The 24120-nt window shown below is 38.8% G+C and carries 21 protein-coding genes; 16 read left to right on the forward strand and 5 right to left on the reverse strand.

Going from position 1 to position 24120, the window contains the following annotated elements; all coding sequences use genetic code 11:
- Nucleotides 1–12: 12 nt before the first annotated feature.
- The 3 genes from infB (at nucleotide 13) to IYQ23_RS08880 (ending at nucleotide 5071) form a co-directional block, all read left to right on the forward strand.
- Nucleotides 13–2850 (forward strand): translation initiation factor IF-2, encoded by a 2838-nt coding sequence (infB, locus tag IYQ23_RS08870; protein ID WP_195674683.1) that lies wholly within the window; start codon nucleotides 13–15, stop codon nucleotides 2848–2850.
- 80 nt (nucleotides 2851–2930) lie between these two features.
- Nucleotides 2931–3281, forward strand: a complete 351-nt coding sequence (gene rbfA / locus IYQ23_RS08875; protein WP_049516895.1) for a 30S ribosome-binding factor RbfA — start codon at nucleotides 2931–2933, stop codon at nucleotides 3279–3281.
- A gap of 158 nt (nucleotides 3282–3439) precedes the next feature.
- Complete coding sequence (locus IYQ23_RS08880) at nucleotides 3440–5071, forward strand: Na/Pi cotransporter family protein (protein WP_195674684.1); 1632 nt, start codon at nucleotides 3440–3442, stop codon at nucleotides 5069–5071.
- A 636-nt stretch (nucleotides 5072–5707) separates the two neighbouring features.
- Here the strand turns inward: IYQ23_RS08880 and IYQ23_RS08885 are convergent.
- Nucleotides 5708–6235 carry a hypothetical protein gene (locus IYQ23_RS08885; protein ID WP_195674685.1) on the reverse strand — a complete coding sequence of 176 codons (528 nt, stop codon included), beginning with the start codon at nucleotides 6233–6235 and terminating at the stop codon, nucleotides 5708–5710.
- Between the two features lie 750 nt (nucleotides 6236–6985).
- Between IYQ23_RS08885 and nagA the strand changes: the two genes are divergently transcribed.
- From nagA to IYQ23_RS08925, 9 genes are all read left to right on the forward strand, one after another.
- Complete coding sequence (nagA, locus tag IYQ23_RS08890; RefSeq protein WP_195674686.1) at nucleotides 6986–8140, forward strand: N-acetylglucosamine-6-phosphate deacetylase; 1155 nt, start codon at nucleotides 6986–6988, stop codon at nucleotides 8138–8140.
- Between the two features lie 314 nt (nucleotides 8141–8454).
- The gene (locus tag IYQ23_RS08895) at nucleotides 8455–9300 is read left to right on the forward strand and encodes an aldo/keto reductase (RefSeq protein WP_195674687.1); all 846 of its coding nucleotides are present in this window, start codon (nucleotides 8455–8457) and stop codon (nucleotides 9298–9300) included.
- A 547-nt stretch (nucleotides 9301–9847) separates the two neighbouring features.
- Entirely contained in the window at nucleotides 9848–10600 is a 753-nt protein-coding gene (locus tag IYQ23_RS08900) for a DUF6261 family protein (RefSeq protein ID WP_195674688.1), read from the forward strand.
- Nucleotides 10601–10780: 180 nt separating this feature from the next.
- A complete protein-coding gene (locus tag IYQ23_RS09600; RefSeq protein ID WP_224785098.1) occupies nucleotides 10781–11173 on the forward strand; it encodes a hypothetical protein in 393 nt (130 codons plus the stop codon).
- Nucleotides 11174–11182: 9 nt separating this feature from the next.
- Nucleotides 11183–11494 carry a hypothetical protein gene (locus IYQ23_RS09605; protein WP_004224255.1) on the forward strand — a complete coding sequence of 104 codons (312 nt, stop codon included), beginning with the start codon at nucleotides 11183–11185 and terminating at the stop codon, nucleotides 11492–11494.
- A gap of 734 nt (nucleotides 11495–12228) precedes the next feature.
- Complete coding sequence (locus IYQ23_RS08910; protein ID WP_195674689.1) at nucleotides 12229–12984, forward strand: hypothetical protein; 756 nt, start codon at nucleotides 12229–12231, stop codon at nucleotides 12982–12984.
- 365 nt (nucleotides 12985–13349) lie between these two features.
- Nucleotides 13350–14264, forward strand: a complete 915-nt coding sequence (glyQ, locus tag IYQ23_RS08915) for a glycine--tRNA ligase subunit alpha (RefSeq protein WP_049493571.1) — start codon at nucleotides 13350–13352, stop codon at nucleotides 14262–14264.
- 2 nt (nucleotides 14265–14266) lie between these two features.
- The gene (glyS, locus tag IYQ23_RS08920) at nucleotides 14267–16306 is read left to right on the forward strand and encodes a glycine--tRNA ligase subunit beta (RefSeq protein ID WP_195674690.1); all 2040 of its coding nucleotides are present in this window, start codon (nucleotides 14267–14269) and stop codon (nucleotides 16304–16306) included.
- 15 nt (nucleotides 16307–16321) lie between these two features.
- The gene (locus tag IYQ23_RS08925; protein ID WP_070670346.1) at nucleotides 16322–16579 is read left to right on the forward strand and encodes a DUF896 family protein; all 258 of its coding nucleotides are present in this window, start codon (nucleotides 16322–16324) and stop codon (nucleotides 16577–16579) included.
- A 50-nt stretch (nucleotides 16580–16629) separates the two neighbouring features.
- Here IYQ23_RS08925 and IYQ23_RS08930 read toward each other — a convergent pair whose 3' ends face one another.
- From IYQ23_RS08930 to IYQ23_RS08940, 3 genes are all read right to left on the reverse strand, one after another.
- On the reverse strand, nucleotides 16630–17295 hold the full coding sequence (locus tag IYQ23_RS08930; protein ID WP_195674691.1) for a potassium channel family protein: 666 nt from the start codon (nucleotides 17293–17295) through the stop codon (nucleotides 16630–16632).
- 11 nt (nucleotides 17296–17306) lie between these two features.
- A complete protein-coding gene (locus tag IYQ23_RS08935) occupies nucleotides 17307–18662 on the reverse strand; it encodes a TrkH family potassium uptake protein (RefSeq protein ID WP_195674692.1) in 1356 nt (451 codons plus the stop codon).
- Between the two features lie 268 nt (nucleotides 18663–18930).
- Nucleotides 18931–19119 (reverse strand): helix-turn-helix transcriptional regulator, encoded by a 189-nt coding sequence (locus IYQ23_RS08940; protein WP_049516887.1) that lies wholly within the window; start codon nucleotides 19117–19119, stop codon nucleotides 18931–18933.
- 149 nt (nucleotides 19120–19268) lie between these two features.
- Here IYQ23_RS08940 and rsmH point away from each other — a divergent pair, with 149 nt between their 5' ends.
- The 4 genes from rsmH to mraY are packed head-to-tail and all read left to right on the forward strand — an operon-like array spanning nucleotide 19269 to nucleotide 23795.
- Complete coding sequence (rsmH, locus tag IYQ23_RS08945; RefSeq protein WP_049516886.1) at nucleotides 19269–20219, forward strand: 16S rRNA (cytosine(1402)-N(4))-methyltransferase RsmH; 951 nt, start codon at nucleotides 19269–19271, stop codon at nucleotides 20217–20219.
- Between the two features lie 8 nt (nucleotides 20220–20227).
- A complete protein-coding gene (ftsL, locus tag IYQ23_RS08950) occupies nucleotides 20228–20548 on the forward strand; it encodes a cell division protein FtsL (protein WP_003031041.1) in 321 nt (106 codons plus the stop codon).
- 3 nt (nucleotides 20549–20551) lie between these two features.
- Nucleotides 20552–22810 carry a penicillin-binding protein PBP2X gene (gene pbp2X / locus IYQ23_RS08955; protein WP_195674693.1) on the forward strand — a complete coding sequence of 753 codons (2259 nt, stop codon included), beginning with the start codon at nucleotides 20552–20554 and terminating at the stop codon, nucleotides 22808–22810.
- Nucleotide 22811: 1 nt separating this feature from the next.
- Nucleotides 22812–23795: a phospho-N-acetylmuramoyl-pentapeptide-transferase gene (mraY, locus tag IYQ23_RS08960; protein ID WP_101749743.1), complete on the forward strand. Its 984-nt coding sequence runs from the start codon at nucleotides 22812–22814 to the stop codon at nucleotides 23793–23795.
- Between the two features lie 173 nt (nucleotides 23796–23968).
- On the opposite strand, the gene IYQ23_RS08965 is transcribed toward mraY, so the two are convergent.
- On the reverse strand, nucleotides 23969–24120 hold a 152-nt coding region (locus IYQ23_RS08965), incomplete at its 5' end, for an IS3 family transposase (RefSeq protein WP_195673944.1).

The following is a 24120-nucleotide window of genomic DNA, read 5'->3' on the forward strand; positions in this document are numbered from 1 at the left end:
GGAGGACAAGATTTGTCTAAAGTAAGATTGTACGAAATCGCGAAAGAACTGGGAAAAGAAAGCAAGGAAATTGTGGCGCGTGCAAAAGAGCTTGGTATTGAGGTAAAAAGTCATGCCAGCAGCGTGGAAAGTGAAATAGCAACACGTATCACAGCTAGCTTTTCTCAAGCAGCAGCTCCTAAAAAAGAAACGACTCAAAAGCCGACTCAATCGTTGCCTAAAGAGCAACCTTCAGCTCAAACAGCAGCGAAAGAAACGACCGTGGCTGAGAAGAAAGCAGAGCCGAAGGCAGCAGCTCCGACGCAAAAGTCGGAAGTGGAAATGAAGTCGGCGCCTGCAAAACCAAAAAGTCGTAATTTTAAGGCTGAACGAGAGGCAAGAGCAAAAGAGCAAGCAGAACGACGGAATAAACAGCGAGACAATCGTCCGCAAACACAACAAAATGGCGATAAGCGAAATCGAGATGAGAGCAAACAGCGTAATGATCGAAGCAATCAAAATCGCAATGACCGAGGAAATCGCAACGAACAACGCGACAATCGCAATCATCGGAACCAAGACAACCGTCGCCAAGGGCAAAATCGTTCACATGCTACAAATCAAAACCGCCCTCAAACGAATCAAGGACCACGCATTGATTTTAAAGCACGTGCAGCAGCTCTGAAAGCTGAACAAAATGCTGAATACGCTCGTGGTAGTGAAGAACGTTTCAAACAAGCTCAGGCTGCGAAAGCAGCTCAACGCGAGCAGAATAAACGGAAAGAACCTGTAGAAGAATTATTTCAAGTAGCAGCTCCTATCGTGGAAGCAACAAAGCCAGCTCCACAGCCCCAAGTTGCTCCTGAAGCGAGTCAGACTCCCGCAGTTGACACTCGTCGTAAAAAACAAGCTCGACCAGACAAGAAACGCGATGACTCTGATCGCGAAGAAGATGGTCCAAGAAAACAACAAAAGAATCGAAGCAGTCAAAATCAAGTGAGAAATCAAAAGAATAGTAATTGGAATCATAACAAGAAAAATAAAAAAGGCAAGAATAATCGGAACAATAACCAAACTCCAAAACCAGTTACAGAACGCAAGTTCCATGAATTGCCAAAAGAGTTTGAATATACAGAAGGCATGACCGTTGCAGAGATTGCAAAGCGGATTAAGCGCGAACCTGCTGAAATTGTCAAGAAACTCTTTATGATGGGAGTTATGGCAACGCAAAATCAATCGTTGGACGGCGATACCATTGAACTTCTGATGGTGGATTATGGCATTGAAGCACATGCTAAAGTTGAAGTGGACAATGCAGATATCGAACGCTTCTTTGTGGATGAAGATTATCTTGATCCAGATGGTTTAGTAGAACGTCCGCCAGTTGTGACCATCATGGGACACGTTGACCATGGGAAAACAACACTTTTGGATACCTTGCGTAATTCTCGTGTTGCTACAGGTGAAGCAGGTGGGATTACACAACATATTGGTGCTTACCAGATTGAAGAAAATGGTAAGAAAATTACCTTCCTTGATACACCAGGGCATGCGGCCTTTACTTCTATGCGGGCACGTGGTGCTTCTGTCACAGATATTACGATTCTTGTTGTGGCAGCAGACGACGGGGTAATGCCTCAAACAATTGAAGCGATTAACCACTCAAAAGCAGCAAATGTACCAATTATTGTAGCGATTAATAAGATTGATAAGCCAGGTGCTAATCCTGAACGGGTTATCGGTGAATTAGCTGAATATGGCGTTATGTCAACTGCTTGGGGCGGTGATTCTGAATTTGTTGAAATCTCAGCGAAATTCAATCAAAATATTGAGGAGTTGCTCGAAACAGTTCTCCTTGTAGCCGAAATTCAAGAATTAAAAGCCGATCCAAATGTTCGCGCAATTGGTACGGTTATCGAAGCGCGCTTGGATAAAGGAAAAGGTGCAGTGGCAACTCTGCTCGTTCAACAAGGTACTTTGAATGTGCAGGATCCAATCGTTGTCGGAAATACCTTTGGACGTGTACGTGCCATGACCAATGACCGTGGACGCCGAGTGAAAGTTGCGGGGCCATCGACACCAGTATCTATCACAGGTCTAAATGAAACACCGATGGCTGGTGATCATTTTGCAGTGTATGAAGATGAAAAAGCAGCGCGTGCAGCTGGTGAAGAACGTGCAAAACGTGCTCTCATGAAGCAACGTCAAGCAACTCACCGTGTTAGTCTTGAAAATCTCTTTGATACCCTTAAAGCAGGCGAAGTCAAGTCTGTCAATGTCATTATCAAAGCAGACGTGCAAGGTTCTGCCGAAGCCTTAACAGCTTCCCTTCAAAAGATTGAAGTAGAAGGCGTTAAAGTCACGATTGTTCACTCAGCGGTTGGTGCTATTAACGAGTCTGACGTGACTCTTGCGGAAGCTTCAAATGCCTTTATCATTGGTTTCAACGTTCGTCCTACTCCACAAGCTCGTCAACAAGCTGAAGCGGATGACGTCGAAATGCGTCTTCACAGTATCATTTATAAAGTGATTGAAGAAGTAGAAGATGCCATGAAAGGGATGCTTGATCCAGAATTTGAAGAAAAAATTATTGGCGAAGCTGTCATTCGTGAAACCTTCAAGGTTTCTAAAGTCGGTACCATCGGCGGATTTATGGTGGTTAGCGGTAAAGTAACTCGTGATTCTAAGGTTCGTGTGATTCGTGATGGTGTTGTCATCTTTGATGGTGCGCTTGCTAGCCTCAAACATTATAAGGATGATGTGAAAGAAGTCGGAAATGGGCAAGAAGGTGGTCTTATGGTTGAGAACTACAATGACATCAAGGTAGACGACATGATTGAAGCCTACATCATGGAAGAAATCACAAAATAAGATATGAATGGAAGAGAGACAGACTATGATTTATTGAAGTCTGCCTCAACCTTTTTCTAAAGTAAGTGAAAGGAGATATCATGGCAAATCAATTTCGTGTGGATCGTGTGGGCATGGAAATCAAACGTGAAGTCAATGAAATTTTGCAAAAAAAAGTTCGTGATCCGCGTGTTCAAGGAATTACCATTACAGATGTGCAAATGTTGGGCGACTTGTCAATGGCAAAAGTATACTACACGCTGATGAGCAACCTTGCTTCTGAGCAAGAAAAAGCTCAAATTGGTTTAGAAAAAGCCAAAGGAACGATCAAACGTGAATTGGGTCACAACTTGAAGATGTATAAAATTCCTGATTTGACATTTATCAAAGATGAATCCATTGAATACGGGAATAAAATTGACCAAATGCTCCGCGATTTAGAACAAAAATAAAACGTGATTTTAGCTATATCAATATATTTAAAAAGAAAGGAAATTCTATTTTTCTTTCTTTTTTTGATAAAAATGCTAAAAAAGGCTTGTTACTTTTACACTTATCCTTTAAAATAGAAAAGGAGATAATCCGCTACAGATTTTTCGGAGGAGAAAAGATGTCCATCAATTGGCAGCAAATTATATTTAGCTTTTTAGGCGGTTTAGGACTTTTCCTATATAGTATTCGAATGATGGGAGATGGTTTGCAGCAGGCTGCGGGTGATCGGCTTCGTTATTTCATTGACAAATATACCAGCAATCCATTTTTTGGCGTTCTAGTTGGGATTGGTCTAACAGCCTTGATTCAGTCAAGTTCAGGTGTGACAGTTATTACAGTTGGATTGGTGAGTGCAGGCCTTTTAACACTCAGACAGGCAATTGGGATTGTCATGGGGGCCAATATTGGAACAACGGTAACCTCTTTTATCATTGGTTTTAAACTGGGCGATTATGCATTACCCATTCTCTTTTTAGGAGCGATTTGTCTCTTCTTTACCAAAAAACGCTCTATCAATAATATCGGTCGCGTTCTATTTGGGGTAGGGGGTATCTTCTTTGCTTTGAATTTGATGAGTGGTGCTATGGAGCCATTGAAAAATTTAGATGCTTTTCGTGAATATATGATAAAGTTAAGTGGAAATCCAGTCCTTGGTGTGTTTGTAGGAACAGGGATTACATTGCTCATTCAAGCTTCGTCTGCTACCATTGGGATTTTGCAGAATCTGTATGCAAGTGGCTTGATTGAGCTAAAAGGAGCTTTGCCAGTTCTTTTTGGGGATAATATCGGGACAACGATTACAGCGATTATTGCATCTTTAGGTGCCAATATTGCAGCAAAACGTGTGGCAGGTGCTCATGTAATGTTTAACGTGGTTGGTACCATTTTGTGTTTGATTGTGTTAGGACCATTTACAAGCTTGATTCAGTGGTTTCAAACAGCTCTCCATTTAAGCCCAGAAATGACTATTGCCTTTGCTCACGGAACTTTTAATGTTACCAATACCATTATTCAATTTCCATTTATTGGCTTGTTAGCTACCTTGGTAACAAAACTGATTCCAGGTGAAGATGAAGTTGTGAAATATGAACCGCTTTATTTAGATCCGATTTTAATCAAACAAGCTCCGTCTTTGGCGCTTGGAAATGCCAAAAAAGAATTGCTGCATTTAGGACGTTATGCGATGCGTTCATTTGAGTTGGCTTATGATTATATTGTGAACAATACTGAAAAGTCAGCAGACAAGGGACACAAGGTAGAAGAAGCAATCAATAAGATTGATGAAGATCTCACACGTTACCTCATTGATTTATCTAGTGAGCCTCTTAGCCAAAAAGAAAGTGAAGTACTGACAAATATTTTGGATTCATCTCGAGATTTAGAAAGAATCGGGGACCATGGTGAAGCGCTGATTAACTTGACTGATTATATCCGTCGGAAAAAGGTGGAATTTTCTCCAGCAGCTTTGCAAGAGTTGGAATTGATTTACAATATGACGCTCAGCTTCATAAAAGAATCATTGAAGTCTGTAGAAGATAATGATATTGAATTGGCCAATAGTTTGGTGGCTAAGCATGAAGCGATTGATAAAATGGAACGAAAGCTACGGAAAACGCACATTCATCGTCTGAATAGAGGAGAATGCTCAACACAAGCAGGCGTAAACTTTATTGATATCATCTCTCACTATACGAGAGTAGCGGATCACGCCATGAACTTAGCGGAAAAGGTCCAAGCGGAACAAATATAATCATGAGAAATAAACTGCTGGTGCGGTTTATTTTTTTGTACCCTACTTATCTTGTATGATCAAGTAGAAAGTTTATTAATAATGACTCTGTGAGATCAAGTTGGGTACACAAGAAAAAGTGGAACATCTGTGCTGTAATACTGGCTTGACTCTGTTATCAATCCAATGTGATAGAGCAAATAGAGGTAGAGTAGAACTTGAAAGATGTCACAGTTTATCTTTATCAAAGCTTACAAACTCTAAACCAGTTCATCAAGGAGAAAAATATAAATTTCGAAATATACTTTTTACTTTTGATTAAATCTTTCTTGTAAAGTTGCATTTGTTAAACTATTCGAACCTCTTATTGCTAGTTATCAGTGGATTGTGGATATTGGTTTAGAAAAGTTTTTGGTATGTTTTGTAAGATAAACTTATGTTTTTGATGAAAACATCACTGTGATGAGGGCTTGTCATAACTAGTGGTAACGAAATCTGCTCTGAAACTAGTCATATAAAAACCAGTCCTCATTAAGCGAGGACTGGCTAGTTGTTTAGTTTGTTATTAGAACAATATATCAAAAGTTAGTTTAACCACTATGTGCTGAATGGTATACATAAATAATGTAATAAAACCTATAAATTAGCCCTACTGCATTATTCAAAAGTCACCTTAATTGGTATTTTGGCAACAGTTTCTGTAATATCATAAATGACTTCTAAATTGCATTCTAAAACTTTTGGTTTGGTAATACTAGCTGCTTCTAAAGCATTTATTGGTAATTTAATACTACCTTCAGAAGCAGCAGAAGCTTTTAAGGTATCAGAGCAAATGATAATTTTGTGGTCATCATTATTGGAAATATTATTGACTTTACCATTACGAGTTTGCACTTCATATTCTTTATTGGAAGTATTTTTATATGCTAACTTAAGGGTATATTCGTAATCATCTTTTTCTAGCCCTTTATAGGTAAGTGTGACACCTTTGCCTTCGTAAATAACTGTGTCAATAGCTGTGGTAGAAAATTCAATGGTTTTTGAGCTTTGTTCTGCTTTTTGACTAGAACTGGTCTTGGGTATTTCAGAAGATGATGTGTCTGTTGATTTCTTATTATTACCGCAAGCAACTAAAAGCAGAATGGTAAGTAAGGAGACAGCGACTGTAAAGACTTTCTTTTTCATGATACACCTCCAAAGATAAGTGTGCTAGGCGCAGACTAAAGTCGTTTAAAGCCGATTTGTCTTTTTTAAATTGGAAATCAGCTCCTTGCGACAAAAATCAACACAAAATACTTTTTCCATATTTATTATAACACAATACAGACAATTATTCAAATAAAAGATAGAACATAGAAGTGTAAATAATTAGAAAGTAATGTATTAACTTGATGGAGTTTAATAGCTAAATCAACCTATTTGGTAGGATCCATCTATTTCGCACTAGGTAAAATGACATCAATTATACAAATAGATAGGGCTTGCAGAATTAGATATCAATTATCATCTGCAAACAATGGGAAAAGAATTAAGACGATTATAGAAATGGTATGAATTAAATATTAAAAACTATCTAGCAAACAAAAATTTAAATTGGAGTGTCCGCATTATTATCTTTTTTAGAATAAACAGTGTCAAAGCCAGATTTTTCCAATATGAGGCTGGTTAACTATTTAGCTTGTTAGTTAAAATGACGTGTATCACAAATTCATTATACTGTAGCTGAATAGTATAAACAGTAGTGTAAGAGTTAAATTTAATCCCTACAGGATCACCTAAAACTCAGCAAATAGGTCTATACCATTTACAAAAAGAAAAGAAAGCGATATAATGAAAGAGACATAATGAACAATGCGAGAGTGATTTAAAATACCATTTACAGTTGTCTAAAGTGACAGCTTATACAAACTCTCACTGAAAGAAGGAGGTTTTATTATGCCTAAATATATTCAAGCAGATCGATTTTTCTATCCCCATGGTATCCGTCAAGGTGGCTACTTAGAAATCACAGATGGTAAATTTGGCAAATGGACGAAAGCTATTCCGGCAGGTGCGGATGTGATAGATTATACAGGTTATTCTATCGCACCGGGACTGGTGGATACCCATATTCATGGTTTTGGCGGTGTCGATGTCATGGATAACAATATTGAGGGCACCCTTCATACGATGAGTGAAGGTCTCTTGACGACGGGGGTGACTAGTTTTCTGCCAACGACTTTGACTTCAAGCTATGAACAACTCTTGGCTGTGACAGAAAATATCGGTGCTCATTATCAGGAAGCGACAGGTGCTAAGATTCGTGGCTTATATTTTGAAGGTCCGTATTTCACAGAAAAATATAAAGGAGCCCAAAATCCAATTTACATGAAAAATCCTCGAATGGATGAATTTCGTGCTTGGAAAAAAGCATCGAATGGTTTGCTCAATAAAATCGCTTTAGCTCCAGAACGAGAAGGTGTGGAAGATTTTGTTCGAACCATTACTGATGAAGGTGTAACGGTTGCGTTGGGACACTCAAATGCAACTTTTGAAGAAGCAAAAGTTGCTGTGGACGCGGGTGCTAGTGTCTGGGTTCATGCTTATAATGGAATGCGTGGTCTGACCCACCGAGAACTTGGTATGGTCGGAGCTATGTACGAGCTGCCTCATACTTATGCGGAATTGATTTGCGATGGACACCATGTAGATCCGAAAGCCTGTGATATTTTGATGAAGCAAAAAGGACACGAAAATGTAGCGCTCATTACAGACTGTATGACTGCAGGCGGCTTGGAAGATGGAGATTATATGTTGGGCGAATTTCCAGTAGTGGTCGCCAACGGAACTGCTCGTCTCAAATCAACAGGCAACCTCGCGGGCTCTATCTTGAAATTGAAAGACGGACTGAAGAACGTTGTCAAATGGGGCATTGCCAACCCACATGAAGCAGTTATGATGGCAACGCTCAATCCAGCAAAATCAGTTCACATTGATGATGTTTGTGGTCAAATCAAAGAAGGTCACGATGCGGACTTTATCGTTTTGGACAAGGATTTAGAACTCGTTGCAACTTATCTTGATGGTGAAAAACGATACGAAGCTAAATAGAATCTTTTTATCTTGAAAGAGTTGGGAAACCGACTCTTTTCATTTTACTTTTTAAAATACATGTAGTTAAGAAAAGGTTTTTAAGGATTTGAATTGCAATAAGAGGCGTGATATAATGAGGTTATCTGAGTCGTATGCTCATGATTGTAGTTGGCATAACTTTTATTACTTATAGTTTTCTCGGCAGGGGAATGGCACCAACCAAGGAGAATGTCTTTAAACCCAAATCCTTGAAAAAGAAAGCTAAGAAATAGATTTTTTGTTGGAAGGGGTAGTTGACTGGGCTGCCTGCTTGCTTAATAAAGGAGACGGAGATGGAACGTTATCAATTAAACAATGGTGTAGAGATTCCGGTTTTGGGCTTTGGAACTTGGAAGGCTCAAGATGGTGAAGAGGCCTATCAGGCGGTGCTAACAGCACTTGAAGCAGGCTACCGACACATTGATACTGCGGCTGTTTATAAGAATGAGGGAAGTGTGGGTAGTGCAATCAAAGACAGTGGTATACCGCGAGAAGAGCTCTTTATTACGACCAAGCTCTGGAATGGTAATCATACTTATGAGGAGACTCAAGGAGCTTTTGCCCGCTCCTTAGAGCGTTTGGGGCTGGACTATCTGGACCTCTATCTTATCCACTGGCCCAATCCAAAACCTTTGCGGGAGCAGGACGCTTGGAAACAGCGCAACGCAGAGGTTTGGCGGGCTATGGAAGACCTCTATCGGGAGGGGAAAATCCAAGCTATCGGTGTCAGCAATTTCCTGCCTCACCACCTAGAGCCTCTGCTTGAGACAGCGCGTATTTTGCCTGCGGTCAATCAAATTCGTCTGGCGCCTGGTGTCTATCAGGCTGAAACAGTGGACTATTGTCGTAAGCATGATATTCTCCTAGAGGCTTGGGGTCCCTTCGGTCAAGGGGAACTTTTCCGCAATGAAGAAGTCAAGGCTGTGGCCGATAAATACGGCAAATCTGTCGCCCAAATCGCTCTGGCTTGGAGCCTGCAAGAGGGCTTCCTGCCCCTGCCCAAGTCGGTTACGCCTGAGCGAATCAAGAGCAATCTGGACTGCTTTGACATTACCCTCAGTCCAGCAGACCTAGAAGTGTTGAAAAACATTCAAGGTCTTGAAGGCGGCGCTCCAGATCCAGATAAGATGGATTTTTAGATGATGATTGACTGAAACTGTAATCAAAACTTTCTCTTCTGTGCGATAAAGAAATCAAAGGGCTGATTGAGGAGGTTATTGAGCTACTGGGAGTGGGAAGATAAGGAAGAAAAGAAGCAGTCAAGGCTTCAGTCAATATCATTTATCAACGTCCTACTCCAATCTAGGAGTCGAATCGTCTTCCTTACTAAAATTTGGAGGGAATCTAGCTTTCAGATAGTCCTATTTATGAAAATTTCCAAATAATCTATCCCTCGAATGACAGGATTTACTAAAATTGATTGGCATTCTATGTCTAGGATGACACTAATCACTAAAGTTTCTAGGTATTCTAAGTCTTGAATGATCGGATGATTCGTTTTTTATAGACAAATAGTCCCCGTCGGAAGGTTTACTAGCAATCAGATGGGGATTTTTGCTGTCTTTTTTCTTTGAAAAAGAGGAAAATGCTCTTTCGGGTTTTAAAAATAACATTTCAGAGTAGCCTTGCCAAAGATTTATCACCACATGCTATACTTGTTTTATCATGTTTTTGGAAAGGATTATTATGACAAAAACCTACACCATTCGCCCCCTGCCTTACAGCAACTTTACTAACCGTGAGTTTGAGAGCCTGATGACGGACTCACATCAGGTTCTCACTAGCTTTGCCAAGTCCTACAAGGATGAGGCTATGTATGATGAGCATCTTGAAGTCTTTGACAGTAAGCTGGAGCAATTCCAAGCCCAGTTGGCCAGCGTAGAAAATAAACAAACCTTGAGTCTAGCAGAAGTGGATAAGGAGCGGGACAGTGCCCTAGTCGGACTGTTTACCTTGCATAGGGGCTTTGCCAAAATCAAGGAGCCCAATCTCAAAGCTGCCCACGAAACCCTAACGCCAGTCCTTGCGAAGTATAAGGACATCACCAAGCATACCAACGATGTCGCAACTGCTGAAATCAAGAGTCTCCTCAAAACCCTCAAGGAGGAACCTTATGATGCAGCAGTGACTACCTTGGGTCTTCTGCCGATGCTTACCGCCGTGGCAACAGCTCAGGAAGACTATGACCGGGCAGAAACTCTGGCGCGTGCAGCCAAGTCCAGCAAAGAAGTCGGCAAAACCAAGCAGTTGCGTACCGAGCTCTCCCGTATCTATGACCTCTTTATGCGCTATACCGCAGCCTCCGCAGAAGCCTATCCCGAAAAACTCCACTTTGCTAAACTCCTCAAAGACCTCAACACCATCCGCGACAGCAAGCGCCGCCTATCCAGTCCAAGCAAGAAAGCAAAAACGGAACAAGTGGCAGAGATGGCAGGGTAAAGTCAATCCCTTAGAATGATTTCTAGGGGATTTTTGGTGGTTTCGTGGTATAATTCTATCAAAAGAAACCTACACAAACTTGATGAAACTGCAGGTGAGTGAAAAATGGGAAGCGAATTATTATGAACGAAGAAAAATTATTGGGAAATATATCATTTATACTTTCTATTACAAGAAACGATGGAAGCAAAGCAAATTTTATATATAATAACTAATTTTACCGACGATTTTGATAATTCTGAGATATTCATACCACTTTTCCCGTTTTTATCATCAATTTGTTTAGGCTGGATTGAGAAGTTTCAAGAACAAGGAATCATTTTAGAATTACCAAACATCAGAGATGTAAACCTTGTAACCATGATGAAAAAAATTAGAATTGGCGTGAAGCTCTATTCTGATAATAAATTTGCAAAAGCTTGTAATAAGTTAAGTAATAGTGCGGTTGAAAGAAAGCGCCTATTAGAGTCGAACTATAATTTTTATCAAAAATTTTTTGTTTATTGCTTTGTGCAGCACGATTTGGGAGTTTTACTATTGATGATATTCCTTATGGAAACATTAGTCAAATGAGTATATATTTTGAGGTTAAATAAATTTACAACTATAGAAAAGTGGGAACAAGAAATAGAACCAATTTTTATTGATTATTCTCGTGATCTGTCTGCTTTTATCAATTCGGTCACTTCAAATTTTGAAAAAGATTTTAATTTAGATCCAGCAATGAAACTGGATATTTCAAGTTGTAAATTAAGACATATTGATAAGTTTTTAATGGATAACAGAAGGCAAGATATTTTACTAGGGAATCTGCCACTTGAAGTTCAATTACAGTTATTCAATATTCTATGTCAGAACAATTTTCTAAATAGCTTATTCCCGAAAGTATTCTAAAATAAAGGTAATATATTCTATCGTTCAAAAATCCAATCTTATCTAGTTAGCGTCAATTCTTTAGCAAAAATTCTAAGTAAATATTCCAAAAGTATTAATTCTGGTTTAGCAGAAAAAATACAAACTACTATTTACGTAAAAGGTAATATTTTCTTAGAGATAGTCAATTTAGAAATAATATTTTTCATTATTCTATTAAAGAAATTCCTTATTCCCAGTTTTCAACTCCGGACAATTATTTTAGGGATTTTATTGAGTATTATGTAGATATTAATTTTGACAATTTCATGAAAATAGTTGATGAAGAGATAGATAAAATTAATGAAGTTGTTGAGGAATTAATAAAATATAGATAAAGGAGAATTATTGTGGTTGATACTATTTGGATTTTGGGAATGGTTTTGATATTGTGATGGTACGAAAAACGTCTTTTCTTTATGTGTGCTAAACGAAAGAATGCTAGAAGATAATTGAAAAGTTAGGGAGAAGAGATGAATTTATTGACTATTAGAGGATTTATTGGGACAATTTTACTATTTTGTATGTATTATTTTCTAAAAAAGATTCGGATGAAAATAATTTAAGGCTTTATTTGTCCTGATATACAGCATAAATCTCAGGATATATTGAATATTTGAGGTGATGAATATTCTTCAAGATCTAATACATAATTAGATGAATTGAGAATTTCAATTAATGTTTGACGAAAATTAAGAGTGTAGACGGAGAATATTATGGAGAAATTAGATATTTTTCAAAGTTTGATTGATTTTTTTAATTCACAATTTGTCAGTTCAACGCTTGGAGCATTGGTTGGTGGTGGGATAGCTGTGTATGTCGCACATATCCAGAATAAACAACAAACAAAGCAATTACAAGAAGAACATAAGCTACAACGAGAATATTTTGATAAACAAGAGGAAAACGAACGAGAACGCATCTTCTTACAATTTACGATTGAACGAGCTGAAAGATCTTATCAAATTTTGAATGAGTTGAAAAAGGCTGAGACAATGTTTCGTGATGAGGGGATATGGTTTGTCGAAAATGTTGCAGAGAAATTGGATTTCAAAACTGAGTTCGTTAAATATTATTATAAACACTTAATTAATAAATATTATCACTATATAGATTTAAGAGATGATTTGTTATTAAGTATCGTCATTCAAGATGATGTCAAACTTTCTCAGTTAAAAACAGCAGTTAATGAGGAAGTTGTCCTATTTAGTAATTTTTTTGAAAAAATTTCTAAGGTAAATAACTTTGATGAATATACAAAAATTGCCGATGAATTCTCGGAGAAAACGAGATTAATTGAAAAATGTGATGAATTTAAAACCTACTTAACTAAATATATTAGGGATAGTACATTTAGATTAGTAACCCCAGAAAAAATGGCTGAAAAGATATTAAAACAAACAACGGGAAATTCAAAAATTCAATTTGAAATTGTGAGAAAGCAAGAAATGAATGAACAAGGTAAAAAATAGATTTGAAAACTTTAGTGAAGAGTGCAAGAAAGAAAAATTAGACACTTTTGTTGACTTTTTTTGATACCCAATGTAAAATAAAATATTTTCCTTTTACAAATTTCCTATTTCTTGCTATAATGTTTTGTATGAAAGAAGTCTCATGCAATTACTTGCTAGCGAGTCTGGGATGGTGGAAGCCAGATAAGAGCTAAATGAAGATGGAGCTTTCGGTAAATTTTAGTCCTTGATGTTATCTTAAGGCTATATTAACAATGAAGTAATAAACTAGGGTGGAACCGCGTTTTGACGCCCCTATGCAATTTGTGTAGGTGTCGTATCGATGCAGTTCCACTTTTTTGATGATAAGGGATAAGGAGTTATAAATGTCTAAAAAATTAACCTTTCAGGAAATTATTTTAACGTTGCAGCATTTTTGGAATGAACAGGGCTGTATGCTCATGCAGGCCTATGATAATGAAAAAGGTGCTGGAACCATGAGCCCATATACTTTTCTTCGTGCCATTGGACCTGAGCCATGGAATGCGGCTTATGTAGAGCCTTCACGTCGCCCAGCAGACGGTCGTTATGGGGAAAATCCAAATCGTCTTTACCAGCACCACCAGTTTCAAGTGGTGATGAAACCAAGTCCAAGCAATATTCAAGAACTGTATTTGCAGTCTTTGGAGTTATTGGGAATTGATCCGTTGGAACATGATATTCGCTTTGTAGAGGACAATTGGGAAAATCCTTCAACAGGTTCTGCAGGTCTAGGATGGGAAGTATGGCTTGACGGTATGGAAATCACGCAGTTTACTTATTTCCAACAGGTCGGTGGTTTGCCTACCAACCCAGTGACATCTGAAGTTACCTATGGTTTGGAGCGCTTGGCATCTTATATCCAAGAGGTGGATTCTGTTTATGATATTGAATGGGCTGATGGCGTAAAATACGGAGAAATCTTCCGCCAACCAGAATTTGAACATTCAAAATACAGTTTTGAAGTGAGCGACCAAGCTTTGCTTTTAGCAAATTTTGATCATTTTGAAGCAGAGGCGAAGCGCTGTTTAGAATACAATCTCGTTCATCCTGCTTATGATTATGTATTGAAATGTTCTCATACTTTTAATTTATTGGATGCTCGCGGAGCTGTTTCGGTGACGGAGCGGGCAGGTTACATTGCTCGGATTCGCAATTTGGCACGTATTGTTGCTAAAACTTTTGTGGCAGAGCGCAGACGACTAGGCTATCCATTATTAGATGAAGCAACACGTGAGAAATTATTGGCTGAGGAGGAATAAAAATGACAAAGAATTTATTGGTTGAGTTAGGGCTGGAAGAAATGCCGGCCTATGTCGTAACACCAAGTATGAAGCAATTACGTGATAAAATGGCAGCCTTTTTAACAGACAATCGTTTAACTTTTGATAAGATTGAAATGTTTTCAACTCCTCGTCGCTTGGCTGTGCGCGTGTCCAATTTAAGTGAGAAGCAAACGGACTTAACAGAAGATTTTAAAGGTCCAAGCAAGAAGATTGCTTTGGATGCAGAGGGAAATTTCACCAAAGCCGCGCAAGGTTTTGTTCGTGGAAAAGGCTTGACGGTTGAAGATATCACATTTCGTGAAGTAAAAGGTGAGGAATATGTCTATGTGACCAAACAAGAAATCGGAAAACCTGTTGAAGAATTAATTGATGGAGTGACTGATGTCTTAACCTCTCTGAGTTTTCCGGTCAATATGCATTGGGGTACCAATACGTTTGAGTATATTCGCCCTGTTCATACCCTCACCGTGTTATTGGATGATGAATCTTTTTTGATGAATTTGTTCGATATTGAAAGCGGACGGACAAGTCGGGGTCATCGTTTTCTAGGTCATGAAGTGAAGATTCAGTCTGCAGATTCTTATGAAGAGGACTTGCGCGAAGTTTTTGTCATTGCCAGTCCAATGGAACGGGAAAACATGATTTTGGATCAAATCAAAGAAATTGAGAGAATGCACAATGTTCATGTGGAGATTGATGAAAATTTGCTAGATGAAGTGCTGAACTTGATTGAGTACCCCACTGCTTTTATTGGGCGTTTTGACGATCGTTATCTGGAGGTACCTGAGGAAGTCCTCGTGACTTCCATGAAAGTCAATCAACGCTACTTTGTTGTTCGTAATGAAAATGGCAAACTGCTTCCATATTTCGTATCGGTACGCAACGGAAATGCAGAACACCTTGAAAATGTCGTCAAAGGAAATCAGAAAGTTTTAGTGGCTCGGTTAGAAGATGCAGAATTTTTCTGGCGTGAAGATCAACGATTGGTTATTTCTGACTTGGTGGACAAGTTGAAAAATGTGACTTTCCATGAAAAAATCGGCTCTCTAGCAGAGCACATGGAGCGAACAGCAAAAATTGCAGCCCTTTTAGCAGAAAAAGCCCATTTATCTAAGCAAGAAATGAAAGATGTAGCGCGAGCTGCAGCCATTTACAAGTTTGATTTGTTGACTGGTATGGTTGGTGAATTTGATGAGCTGCAAGGTATCATGGGTGAAAAATATGCCCTGCTTGCAGGAGAAAACACAGCAGTAGCTAAAGCCATTCGGGAGCATTATTTGCCAACTGCCAGTGATGGTGAATTGCCAGACACGAAAATTGGTGCCATTTTAGCCATTGCAGACAAGATGGACACGATTCTTTCTTTCTTCTCAGTCGGGCTTATTCCAAGCGGTTCAAATGACCCTTATGCTCTTCGTAGAGCAACGCAAGGTGTCGTGCGTATTCTTGATAAATTTGGTTGGCACATTGCTTTAGATGAATTGGTAGAAGAGATTTATGCGCTGCAATTTGACAGTCTCACATATAGCAATAAAGAACAAGTGCTTGATTTCTTCCGTGCACGTATTGAAAAAATGATGGACAGCGATGTTCCAAAAGATATCGTGTCTTCTGTTTTAAATAGTTCAACGTTTGTTGTGCGGGACTTGGTTGAAGCAGCAAGTCTTTTGGCAGAAAAAGCACAAGAAGATTCTTTCAAATCGTCGGTCGAAAGTTTAGCACGTGTCTTTAACTTGGCAGAAAATGCAGAAACGGCTAGTGTTGTGGACGAGAGCCTCTTTGAAAATGCCGAAGAAAAAGCTCTTCATGCAGCAGTAGAAAACTTAACGTTATCTGATGACTTAGCAGATAATATTGAGCAACTCTTCGCTTTAAGTCCAGTGATTGATGATTTCTTTAACAATACTATGGTTATGGCTGAAGATGAAGCAATCCGAGCAAATCGTTTGGCACTCTTAGTTGCCTTAACAACAAAAGCCAAAAAAGTGGCACAATTTAACCAAATCAATACAAAATAATCCAAGGAGGGAAAAATGGAACCAAAGAAAATTGAACGCATCAATGAACTTGCCAAAAAGAAAAAAACAGTTGGCCTAACGCCAGAAGAAAAAGTAGAGCAAGCTAAATTGCGTGAAGAATACATTGAAGGCTATCGTCGTAGCGTTCGCCACCACATTGAAGGGATTAAAATTGTGGATGAAGAGGGCAATGATGTCACGCCAGAAAAACTTCGCCAAGTCCAACGTGAAAAAGGTTTGCACGGTCGAAGTTTGGATGACCCAAATTCGTAATAAAGGTAACAAAAAATCGCTGAGAAACATTCTCGGCGATTTTTGCTGGGCTATTTTGTAATATCTTCAAAGTGGTCAAATGTTTGACTGTCAATAACCGCCATCAACAGTTCGTCCTTTTTAAAGGTATAGTCAGGTGATGTATCAATGTTGAGAACACCGTCGGGCGTTTCTCGAAAACCAATGATATTGAGGTTGTAGTTTTGACGAAGTTTTAATTGAGCTAAATTTTTACCAATCCAAGACTGAGGTGGATAAAATTCAATAATAGATACATTTTTATCTAGTTCAATGACGTCAGTCGTAGCTTGATGCAGGATATTTTTTGCAAGTGAAATTCCTGTTTCACGCTCAGGGGAGATGCAGCGGTCTGCTCCAACCTTTAGCAAGACTTCTCTGGTTGTTTTACTTTTCACCTTGGCAATTACTTTTTCAACGCCTAACGATTTGCAGTGCATAACAGCAAGGACACTCGATTCTAGATTGTCTCCAGTAGCGACCACGACCGTATCACAGGTATCAATCCCTGCCGCTTGAAGCAAATCATGGTCTGTAATATCGCCGACCACACCTCGCGCTAAAATGGGTTCAAAATGATTGATGACATCTTCATGGTCATCGACAGCGATAATATCGCAGTTGTATTTGCGAAGTGTGTTAATGATACTGCGACCGAAAACTCCCAGCCCCAGTATACCGATTGTTCGTTTATCCATAAGATTCCTTCCTATCCAATAATAATATTTGCATTGGCAAATTTAATTGTGTCTTTTTTCTTCGGTTTTCGATTGGAAAGACTTACAATTAAGGTCAATGGTCCGATACGTCCGATAAACATCAAAAACATAATCACCGTTAAGGCGGCATGATTTAAAGTAGGCGTTAGATTTGCCGTTACGCCTACCGTTCCAAGAGCGGACATGGCTTCAAACATTAAGTAAATAAAACGATGTCCGTTATCAGCGACCATAGTCAAAAAAGTCAAGCCAATGATAAAGGTTGTTGTAAAGACAATCAAGACACTAAAGGCTTTTTGAATGGTAGAGGGAGAAAACGTATGGTGTCCAAAATTAGTATGAGGCAAGCCAAGGATTTCCGTTCGGGCAAAGGCTAATACGACCAAAAAAGTAGTGATTTTCAGTCCCCCTGCTGTTCCTCCGGGAGCACCCCCTAGAAACATTTGAATGATGTAAAGGAGAAGTGTCACTGGGCGAGCTTGTGTATAGTCAATTGTTGCAAAGCCGGCCGTCCGCATGGTGACGGTTTGAAAGAAGCTGACTAAAAGTTTCTTTTCAAAGGGAAGTCGACCAATAGTAGCTGTATTTTGATATTCTGTCAGAAATGTCAAGCAGGTTCCACTGATTAAGATGAAAGCTGTTAAAGCAAGAACCAATTTTGTGTGAAAGCGTAATTTCCGCTTGTGTCCTTTTGTCTGGATATTTGTTTTTAAGTCAAACCAAACTGAAAAACCCAAGCCTCCCATGATAATCAAGGCAGCAATGGTCAAATTGACCAAGGCATCTGTTTTATAAGCTAGCAAGCTAGTGCTTCCTAAATTGTCAAATCCAGCATTACAAAATGCAGAGATAGCAAGGAAAATGGAGGTTAGAATTCCTTTTCCCCATCCTAAAAGGGGGACAAAGCGAAAACTGAGGATAAATGCTCCAAGAGCTTCAATGCTGAAAGTAATGAGAAAAATGGAGCGAAGAAAGTCGCGAATAGAATTTGTCTCATCTCGACTAAGACTTTCTTGTAAAGTAGTACGATTGGAAAAACTGAGTTTCTGATTGGAGCGGACATAAATCAGCCCAATAAAGCTAATCAGCCCCAATCCGCCAATCTGAATGAGGAGCATACAGATAATCTGTCCCCAAACATTGTAAGTATCTGCAACAGACTGCGTAAAAAGCCCCGTCACACAAACCATTGAAACTGATGTAAAGAGGTGGTCAAAATAATTAGCTTTAGAAGTCGCTGTCTGCATAAAAGGCAGATTTAAAAGAAGAGAGCCCACCACAATTACAAGGGCAAAGCTCAATAAAATGCGCCTAGCAGGAGATAATCTTGATAAAAAACGTGACATTCGTATCTTCCTTCATAGAATAATGACTTTATTTTACCACAAAGCAGCTTAAAAGACGAGAAGGAAGGCGTAAGAAGTCTAGCCCTTCTTTAAAAGTTTTCGACCGAGAAAGATGCAGCAAGCAATCACTGCCACATCTATCCAAAACAATATCGGATCTGTCAAGGTGAAGAAAAAGTAGAAGGAAATGATAAGGAGAATAGCTAGAAGAGGTAAGATAATTTTTTTGTATTGTTGAAGATTCATTTGAATTTAGTCTTTCTATTTTTTACTTGTTCCCAAAAAGTGTGTTTAGGTCTGTCTTTAAAGCTAGTGCTAGGTTAATGCAAAGTTCTAGTGTGGGATTATATTTGTTGTTTTCAATCATGTTAATTGTCTGCCGCGAAACGCCGATTTGTTTGGCAAGGTCTAGTTGCGAGAGTCCTAGATTTTTTCGGAAATCTTTCACGTGATTCATGCATTTCTCCTTATCCTAGTGTCAAATATAAGTGACTTTTGTCCTTTTATTATAAATATACTTGTGAAATATGTCAAATATAATTGACAAAAAACTTTACATGATTCTAAAATTCTTTTTTTAAATCTTTGTGGTATAATAGTAAAGATATGACAAATGAATTTCATCATGTAACAGTTCTTCTGCACGAAACCATTGATCAACTTGATATAAAACCAAATGGAGTCTATGTTGATGCAACATTAGGTGGAGCAGGACATAGTGAATATTTATTGAGTAAATTAGGGAAAAACGGTCATCTATATGCTTTTGATCAAGATCAGACTGCTATTGAGCATGCTCAAAAACGCTTAGCGTCGTATGTTGAACAAGGAATGGTGACTTTTATCAATGACAATTTTCGTCATTTAAAAGCTCGCTTGAATGAACTAGGTGTTGAAGAAATTGATGGTATTTGTTATGATTTAGGAGTTTCGAGTCCGCAACTTGATGAGCGTGAGCGTGGCTTTTCCTATAAACAAGATGCCCCGCTTGATATGCGAATGAATCGTGAGGCAAAGCTAACAGCTTATGAAGTAGTTAATCAATATAGCTATCATGATTTGGTGCGGATTTTTTTTAAGTATGGGGAAGATAAGTTTTCAAAACAAATTGCTCGTAAAATTGAGCAAATGCGTGAAAAGAAACTGATTGAGACCACTACGGAGTTGGCAGAGATTATTAAATCTGCTAAGCCTGCCAAGGAATTAAAGAAAAAAGGTCACCCAGCTAAACAGATTTTTCAAGCCATTCGTATTGAGGTCAATGATGAGTTGGGAGCGGCAGACGAGTCCATTCAACAGGCGATGGATTTGTTAGCGGTTGATGGGCGGATTTCTGTGATTACTTTTCATTCGTTAGAAGACCGCTTGACCAAGCAACTTTTTAAAGAGGCATCAACAGTGGATGTGCCGAAAGGCTTACCATTTATTCCAGAGGATTTACAACCTAAAATGAAATTGGTTACTCGAAAACCTATTTTACCAAGTAAAGAAGAACTAGATAACAATAATCGCGCGCATTCAGCCAAGCTGCGTGTAGCGCAAAAAGTACATAAGTGAGGATTGAGATGGCAAATAATAGACCAAGAACGACTAGTCAGATACTTCAGGCGCGTATCCAAAGATTTTCTCGTGTTGAAAAGGCATTTTATGGCGCTATAGTCTTGACAGCGGTTATCTTAGCAACCAGTGTTGTCTTTATGCAAACAAAATTATTGCAGGTGCAACGTGATTTAACGACTGTCAATTCAAAAATTGAAGCAAAGCGCACAGAACTAGATGATGCTAAACAAGAAGTAAACGAATTGATTCGTAGTGAACGTTTGTCAAAATTAGCAAGTTCACAGGAAATGACTCAGAATAATGAAAATATCAGAACGGCGGAGTAGAGCATGAATGGACTCAGAAGACGAATTTTAAACCATGCTTTGAAAAATCGTAGGAATCCTGGTTACAACCGTAGACGAGTAGGGAAAAATCTAAGCGTTTTGACGGTTTTTGTCTTTTTTGTTTTCCTAATCAATTTTGCAATTATCATTGGAACGGGAAAGAAGTTTGGCGTGAATTTAGCTGAACAGGCAAGTCAAGTGCATCAAATCACAAAGATCGTCCCAGCTAAACGTGGAACTATTTATGACCGTAATGGTTTGCCAATAGCTGAAGACGCGACTTCCTATAATGTTTATGCTGTTATTGATAAAAGTTATAAGTCAGCAACAGGAGAAATTCTCTATGTAGAAGAATCTCAATACGATAAGGTAGCTGATGTATTTAACAAGTATCTTGGTATGGACAAGGACTACGTCAAAAAACAACTATCTCGAAAAAAATTACAACAAGTTTCGTTTGGTGCTCAAGGGAATGGTATCAGTTATAGCAATATGAATACCATTCGTGAGGAATTGAAAAAAGCAAAAGTAAAGGGAGTTGATTTCACAACTAGTCCAAATAGAAGCTATAAAAATGGGAATTTTGCTTCTGTTTTTGTTGGATTGGCTCAGTTACAAGAAAATAAAGATGGTAGTAAAACACTTGTTGGAACAACAGGTTTAGAAGCTGCTTTAAACAAGACGTTAGCCGGAACAAATGGTGTCATCACCTATGAAAAAGATAAAAACGGAAATATAGTACCGGGATCAGACAAGGTTTCAAGGCAAACACAAGATGGAAAAGATGTTTATACAACCTTATCCTCAGACCTACAGTCTTTCCTTGAAACGCGGATGAATGCTTTTGTGGAAAAAGCTAAGGGAACTTATGCCAGTGCCACATTAGTTAGTGCAAAAACTGGAGAAATCCTTGCAACGACGCAGCGTCCAAGTTTTGATGCTGATACAAAGCAAGATCTGACAAAAGACTTTGCTTGGTCTAGTGCTCTCTATCAAAATCAGTATGAACCTGGCTCAACGATGAAGGTTATGACACTAGCTGCAGCTATAGACAATAACACTTTCCCAGAAAATGAAACGTATAATAATAGTGGTTTACAAATTGCGGATGTAACGATTCGAGACTGGAATGTCAACATGGGACTTTCTGAAGGACAGACATTAACCTATGCTCAAGGCTTTGCTCTTTCTAGTAATGTGGGAATGGCTTCTCTTGAGAAAAAAATGGGTGACGAAAAATGGCTAGACTATCTTAGCAAGTTTAAATTTGGACTACCCACACGCTTTGGAATGAATTATGAAGATTACGGCGGTCTTCCAGCAGATAATATCGTAACCTATGCAATGAGTGCTTTTGGTCAAGGAATTTCGGTTACTCAAATACAAATGTTACGTGCTTTTTCTTCCATCGCTAATGACGGTGTAATGGTTGAACCAAAATTCATCAGTGCCATTTATGATTCCAAAAGCGGGAGTGCGCGTAAGGCTTCTACAGAAATTGTCGGGCACCCTGTTTCCAAAGATGCTGCTAAGTCAACGAGAGACCATATGGTGACTGTAGGTACAGATCCTATTTACGGAACATTATATAGTAAGGCAGAGGGCGGTCCAATTATCAAAGTACCTAATCAAAATGTGGCGGTTAAATCCGGTACAGCGCAGATTGCAGGAGAAAATGGCAGCGGTTATCTGACAGGGGCAAATGATTACATCTATTCTGTTGTGGCAATGGCACCAGCAGAAAATCCTGATTTTATCATGTATGTAACTCTGAAACAGCCCTCAGAATCTTTCCAACCAATCTTCTGGAAAGAGGTGGTCAATCCAGTGTTAGAAGAAGCTGCAGCGATGAAGGATACGTTGAACTTGACGACGCAATCACCTGTTTTAAAGTCAGTTTCAAAAGAAATAACTTATAAAATGCCATCTACTAAAAATACCAGCCCTGGTGATTTAGCGGATGAGTTACGACGTAATCTTGTACAACCTATTGTTTTGGGAACCGGTAAAAATATTAAGAAAGTTTCCGCGAAAGCAGATGAAGAGCTGAAGTCCAACCAGCAAATTCTTATCCTAACAGATGATTTTACAGAAATGCCTGATATGTATGGTTGGACGAAGAAAAATGCTGAAACATTTGGTGATTGGTTAGGCATAAAAGTGCATGTTAAGGGCAAAGGCTCTAAAGTCGTTGCCCAAAGTGTTAAAACCAACGCATCACTCAAGAAAATAAAAGAAATAACAATTACATTAGGAGATTAGCATGTTACAAGCTATCGTTGCAGGTGTTGTGACCTTTATTCTAACTCTGGTTGGAATACCTGCTTTTATTCGTTTTTATCATAAAGCCCATATTTCTGGGCAACAAATGCACGAGGATGTGAAGCAGCACCAAGCAAAAGCGGGAACTCCAACCATGGGTGGGACTGTTTTCTTGCTAGCTTCCGTTTTGTCCAGTTTTGTGATTGCGCTTATATCAAGAGAACTCTCAAGCGCTGCCTTGATGATATTGTTTATTCTTGTTTTGTACGGCATTGTTGGTTTCTTAGACGACTTTTTAAAAGTTTTTCGCAAAATAAATGAAGGCTTAAATCCCAAGCAAAAATTAGCTCTTCAAATTATTGGTGGTATTGTTTTTTACTTCTTCTTTGACACCCACGGTGGAGGCGATTTGCTTAATGTTTTTGGTTTCCCACTTCATTTAGGTTATCTTTATATCGCTTTTGCCCTCTTTTGGTTGGTTGGTTTTTCCAATGCAGTCAATTTGACAGATGGCATTGATGGATTAGCCAGCATTTCTGTTACAATCAGTTTGACAGCTTATGCAGTTATTGCGGTGGTTCAGCATCGTTTTGATATTTTAATTGTTATTTTGAGTATGATTGGCGGTCTGCTTGCCTTCTTCATTTTCAATCATAAACCAGCTAAAATTTTTATGGGTGATGTAGGGAGCTTAGCACTTGGTGGTATGTTAGCAGCCATTTCGATGGCGCTTCATCAAGAATGGACGCTGCTCATCATTGGAATTGTCTATGTCTTTGAAACAACTTCGGTTATGATGCAGGTTTCTTATTTCAAATTGACCGGCGGCAAACGTATTTTTCGGATGACACCAGTTCATCACCATTTTGAACTGGGAGGTCTATCAGGGCATGGTAAAGCTTGGAGTGAATGGAAGGTCGATTTCTTTTTCTGGGGAATTGGTCTTGTAGCTAGCTTACTAACACTTGCAATTTTATATTTATAAGAGAAACGAGGTGGGGACAATATTATTTCTGCCTCGCTTTTTTGTGACGAAAACTTCGTCCCTACCTCACTAGTCTTCTAGATTGCTGAATAACCACCCCTCTGAGAGAGGAGGTTAGAAACTAAAAAATGCAAATTTTATCTTGTACTGACCCCCAAAAGTTGGACAAATAATTATTGAAAGGATTTAGTTCTGTATTGCACAGGGCTAAGTCCTTTTAGTTTGACCTTAATTCGTTTGTTGTTGTAATAATCAATGTAGTTCACAATAGCTTGTTCAAGGTCTTCTAAAGACCTAAAGTGATTCTCATAGCCATAAAACATTT

Source organism: Streptococcus sp. HF-100 (genome assembly GCF_015594635.1).
GTDB classification, from domain to species: Bacteria; Bacillota; Bacilli; order Lactobacillales; family Streptococcaceae; genus Streptococcus; species Streptococcus vaginalis.

Coding starts and splice junctions, on each gene's coding strand:
- rbfA (WP_049516895.1), top strand. CDS start 2,931: ATGGCAAATCAATTTCGTGTGGATCGTGTGGGCATGGAAATCAAACGT.
- IYQ23_RS08880 (WP_195674684.1), top strand. CDS start 3,440: ATGTCCATCAATTGGCAGCAAATTATATTTAGCTTTTTAGGCGGTTTA.
- IYQ23_RS08885 (WP_195674685.1), bottom strand. CDS start 6,235: ATGAAAAAGAAAGTCTTTACAGTCGCTGTCTCCTTACTTACCATTCTG.
- nagA (WP_195674686.1), top strand. CDS start 6,986: ATGCCTAAATATATTCAAGCAGATCGATTTTTCTATCCCCATGGTATC.
- IYQ23_RS08895 (WP_195674687.1), top strand. CDS start 8,455: ATGGAACGTTATCAATTAAACAATGGTGTAGAGATTCCGGTTTTGGGC.
- IYQ23_RS08900 (WP_195674688.1), top strand. CDS start 9,848: ATGACAAAAACCTACACCATTCGCCCCCTGCCTTACAGCAACTTTACT.
- IYQ23_RS09600 (WP_224785098.1), top strand. CDS start 10,781: ATGGAAGCAAAGCAAATTTTATATATAATAACTAATTTTACCGACGAT.
- IYQ23_RS08910 (WP_195674689.1), top strand. CDS start 12,229: ATGGAGAAATTAGATATTTTTCAAAGTTTGATTGATTTTTTTAATTCA.
- glyQ (WP_049493571.1), top strand. CDS start 13,350: ATGTCTAAAAAATTAACCTTTCAGGAAATTATTTTAACGTTGCAGCAT.
- glyS (WP_195674690.1), top strand. CDS start 14,267: ATGACAAAGAATTTATTGGTTGAGTTAGGGCTGGAAGAAATGCCGGCC.
- IYQ23_RS08925 (WP_070670346.1), top strand. CDS start 16,322: ATGGAACCAAAGAAAATTGAACGCATCAATGAACTTGCCAAAAAGAAA.
- IYQ23_RS08930 (WP_195674691.1), bottom strand. CDS start 17,295: ATGGATAAACGAACAATCGGTATACTGGGGCTGGGAGTTTTCGGTCGC.
- IYQ23_RS08935 (WP_195674692.1), bottom strand. CDS start 18,662: ATGTCACGTTTTTTATCAAGATTATCTCCTGCTAGGCGCATTTTATTG.
- IYQ23_RS08940 (WP_049516887.1), bottom strand. CDS start 19,119: ATGAATCACGTGAAAGATTTCCGAAAAAATCTAGGACTCTCGCAACTA.
- rsmH (WP_049516886.1), top strand. CDS start 19,269: ATGACAAATGAATTTCATCATGTAACAGTTCTTCTGCACGAAACCATT.
- ftsL (WP_003031041.1), top strand. CDS start 20,228: ATGGCAAATAATAGACCAAGAACGACTAGTCAGATACTTCAGGCGCGT.
- pbp2X (WP_195674693.1), top strand. CDS start 20,552: ATGAATGGACTCAGAAGACGAATTTTAAACCATGCTTTGAAAAATCGT.
- mraY (WP_101749743.1), top strand. CDS start 22,812: ATGTTACAAGCTATCGTTGCAGGTGTTGTGACCTTTATTCTAACTCTG.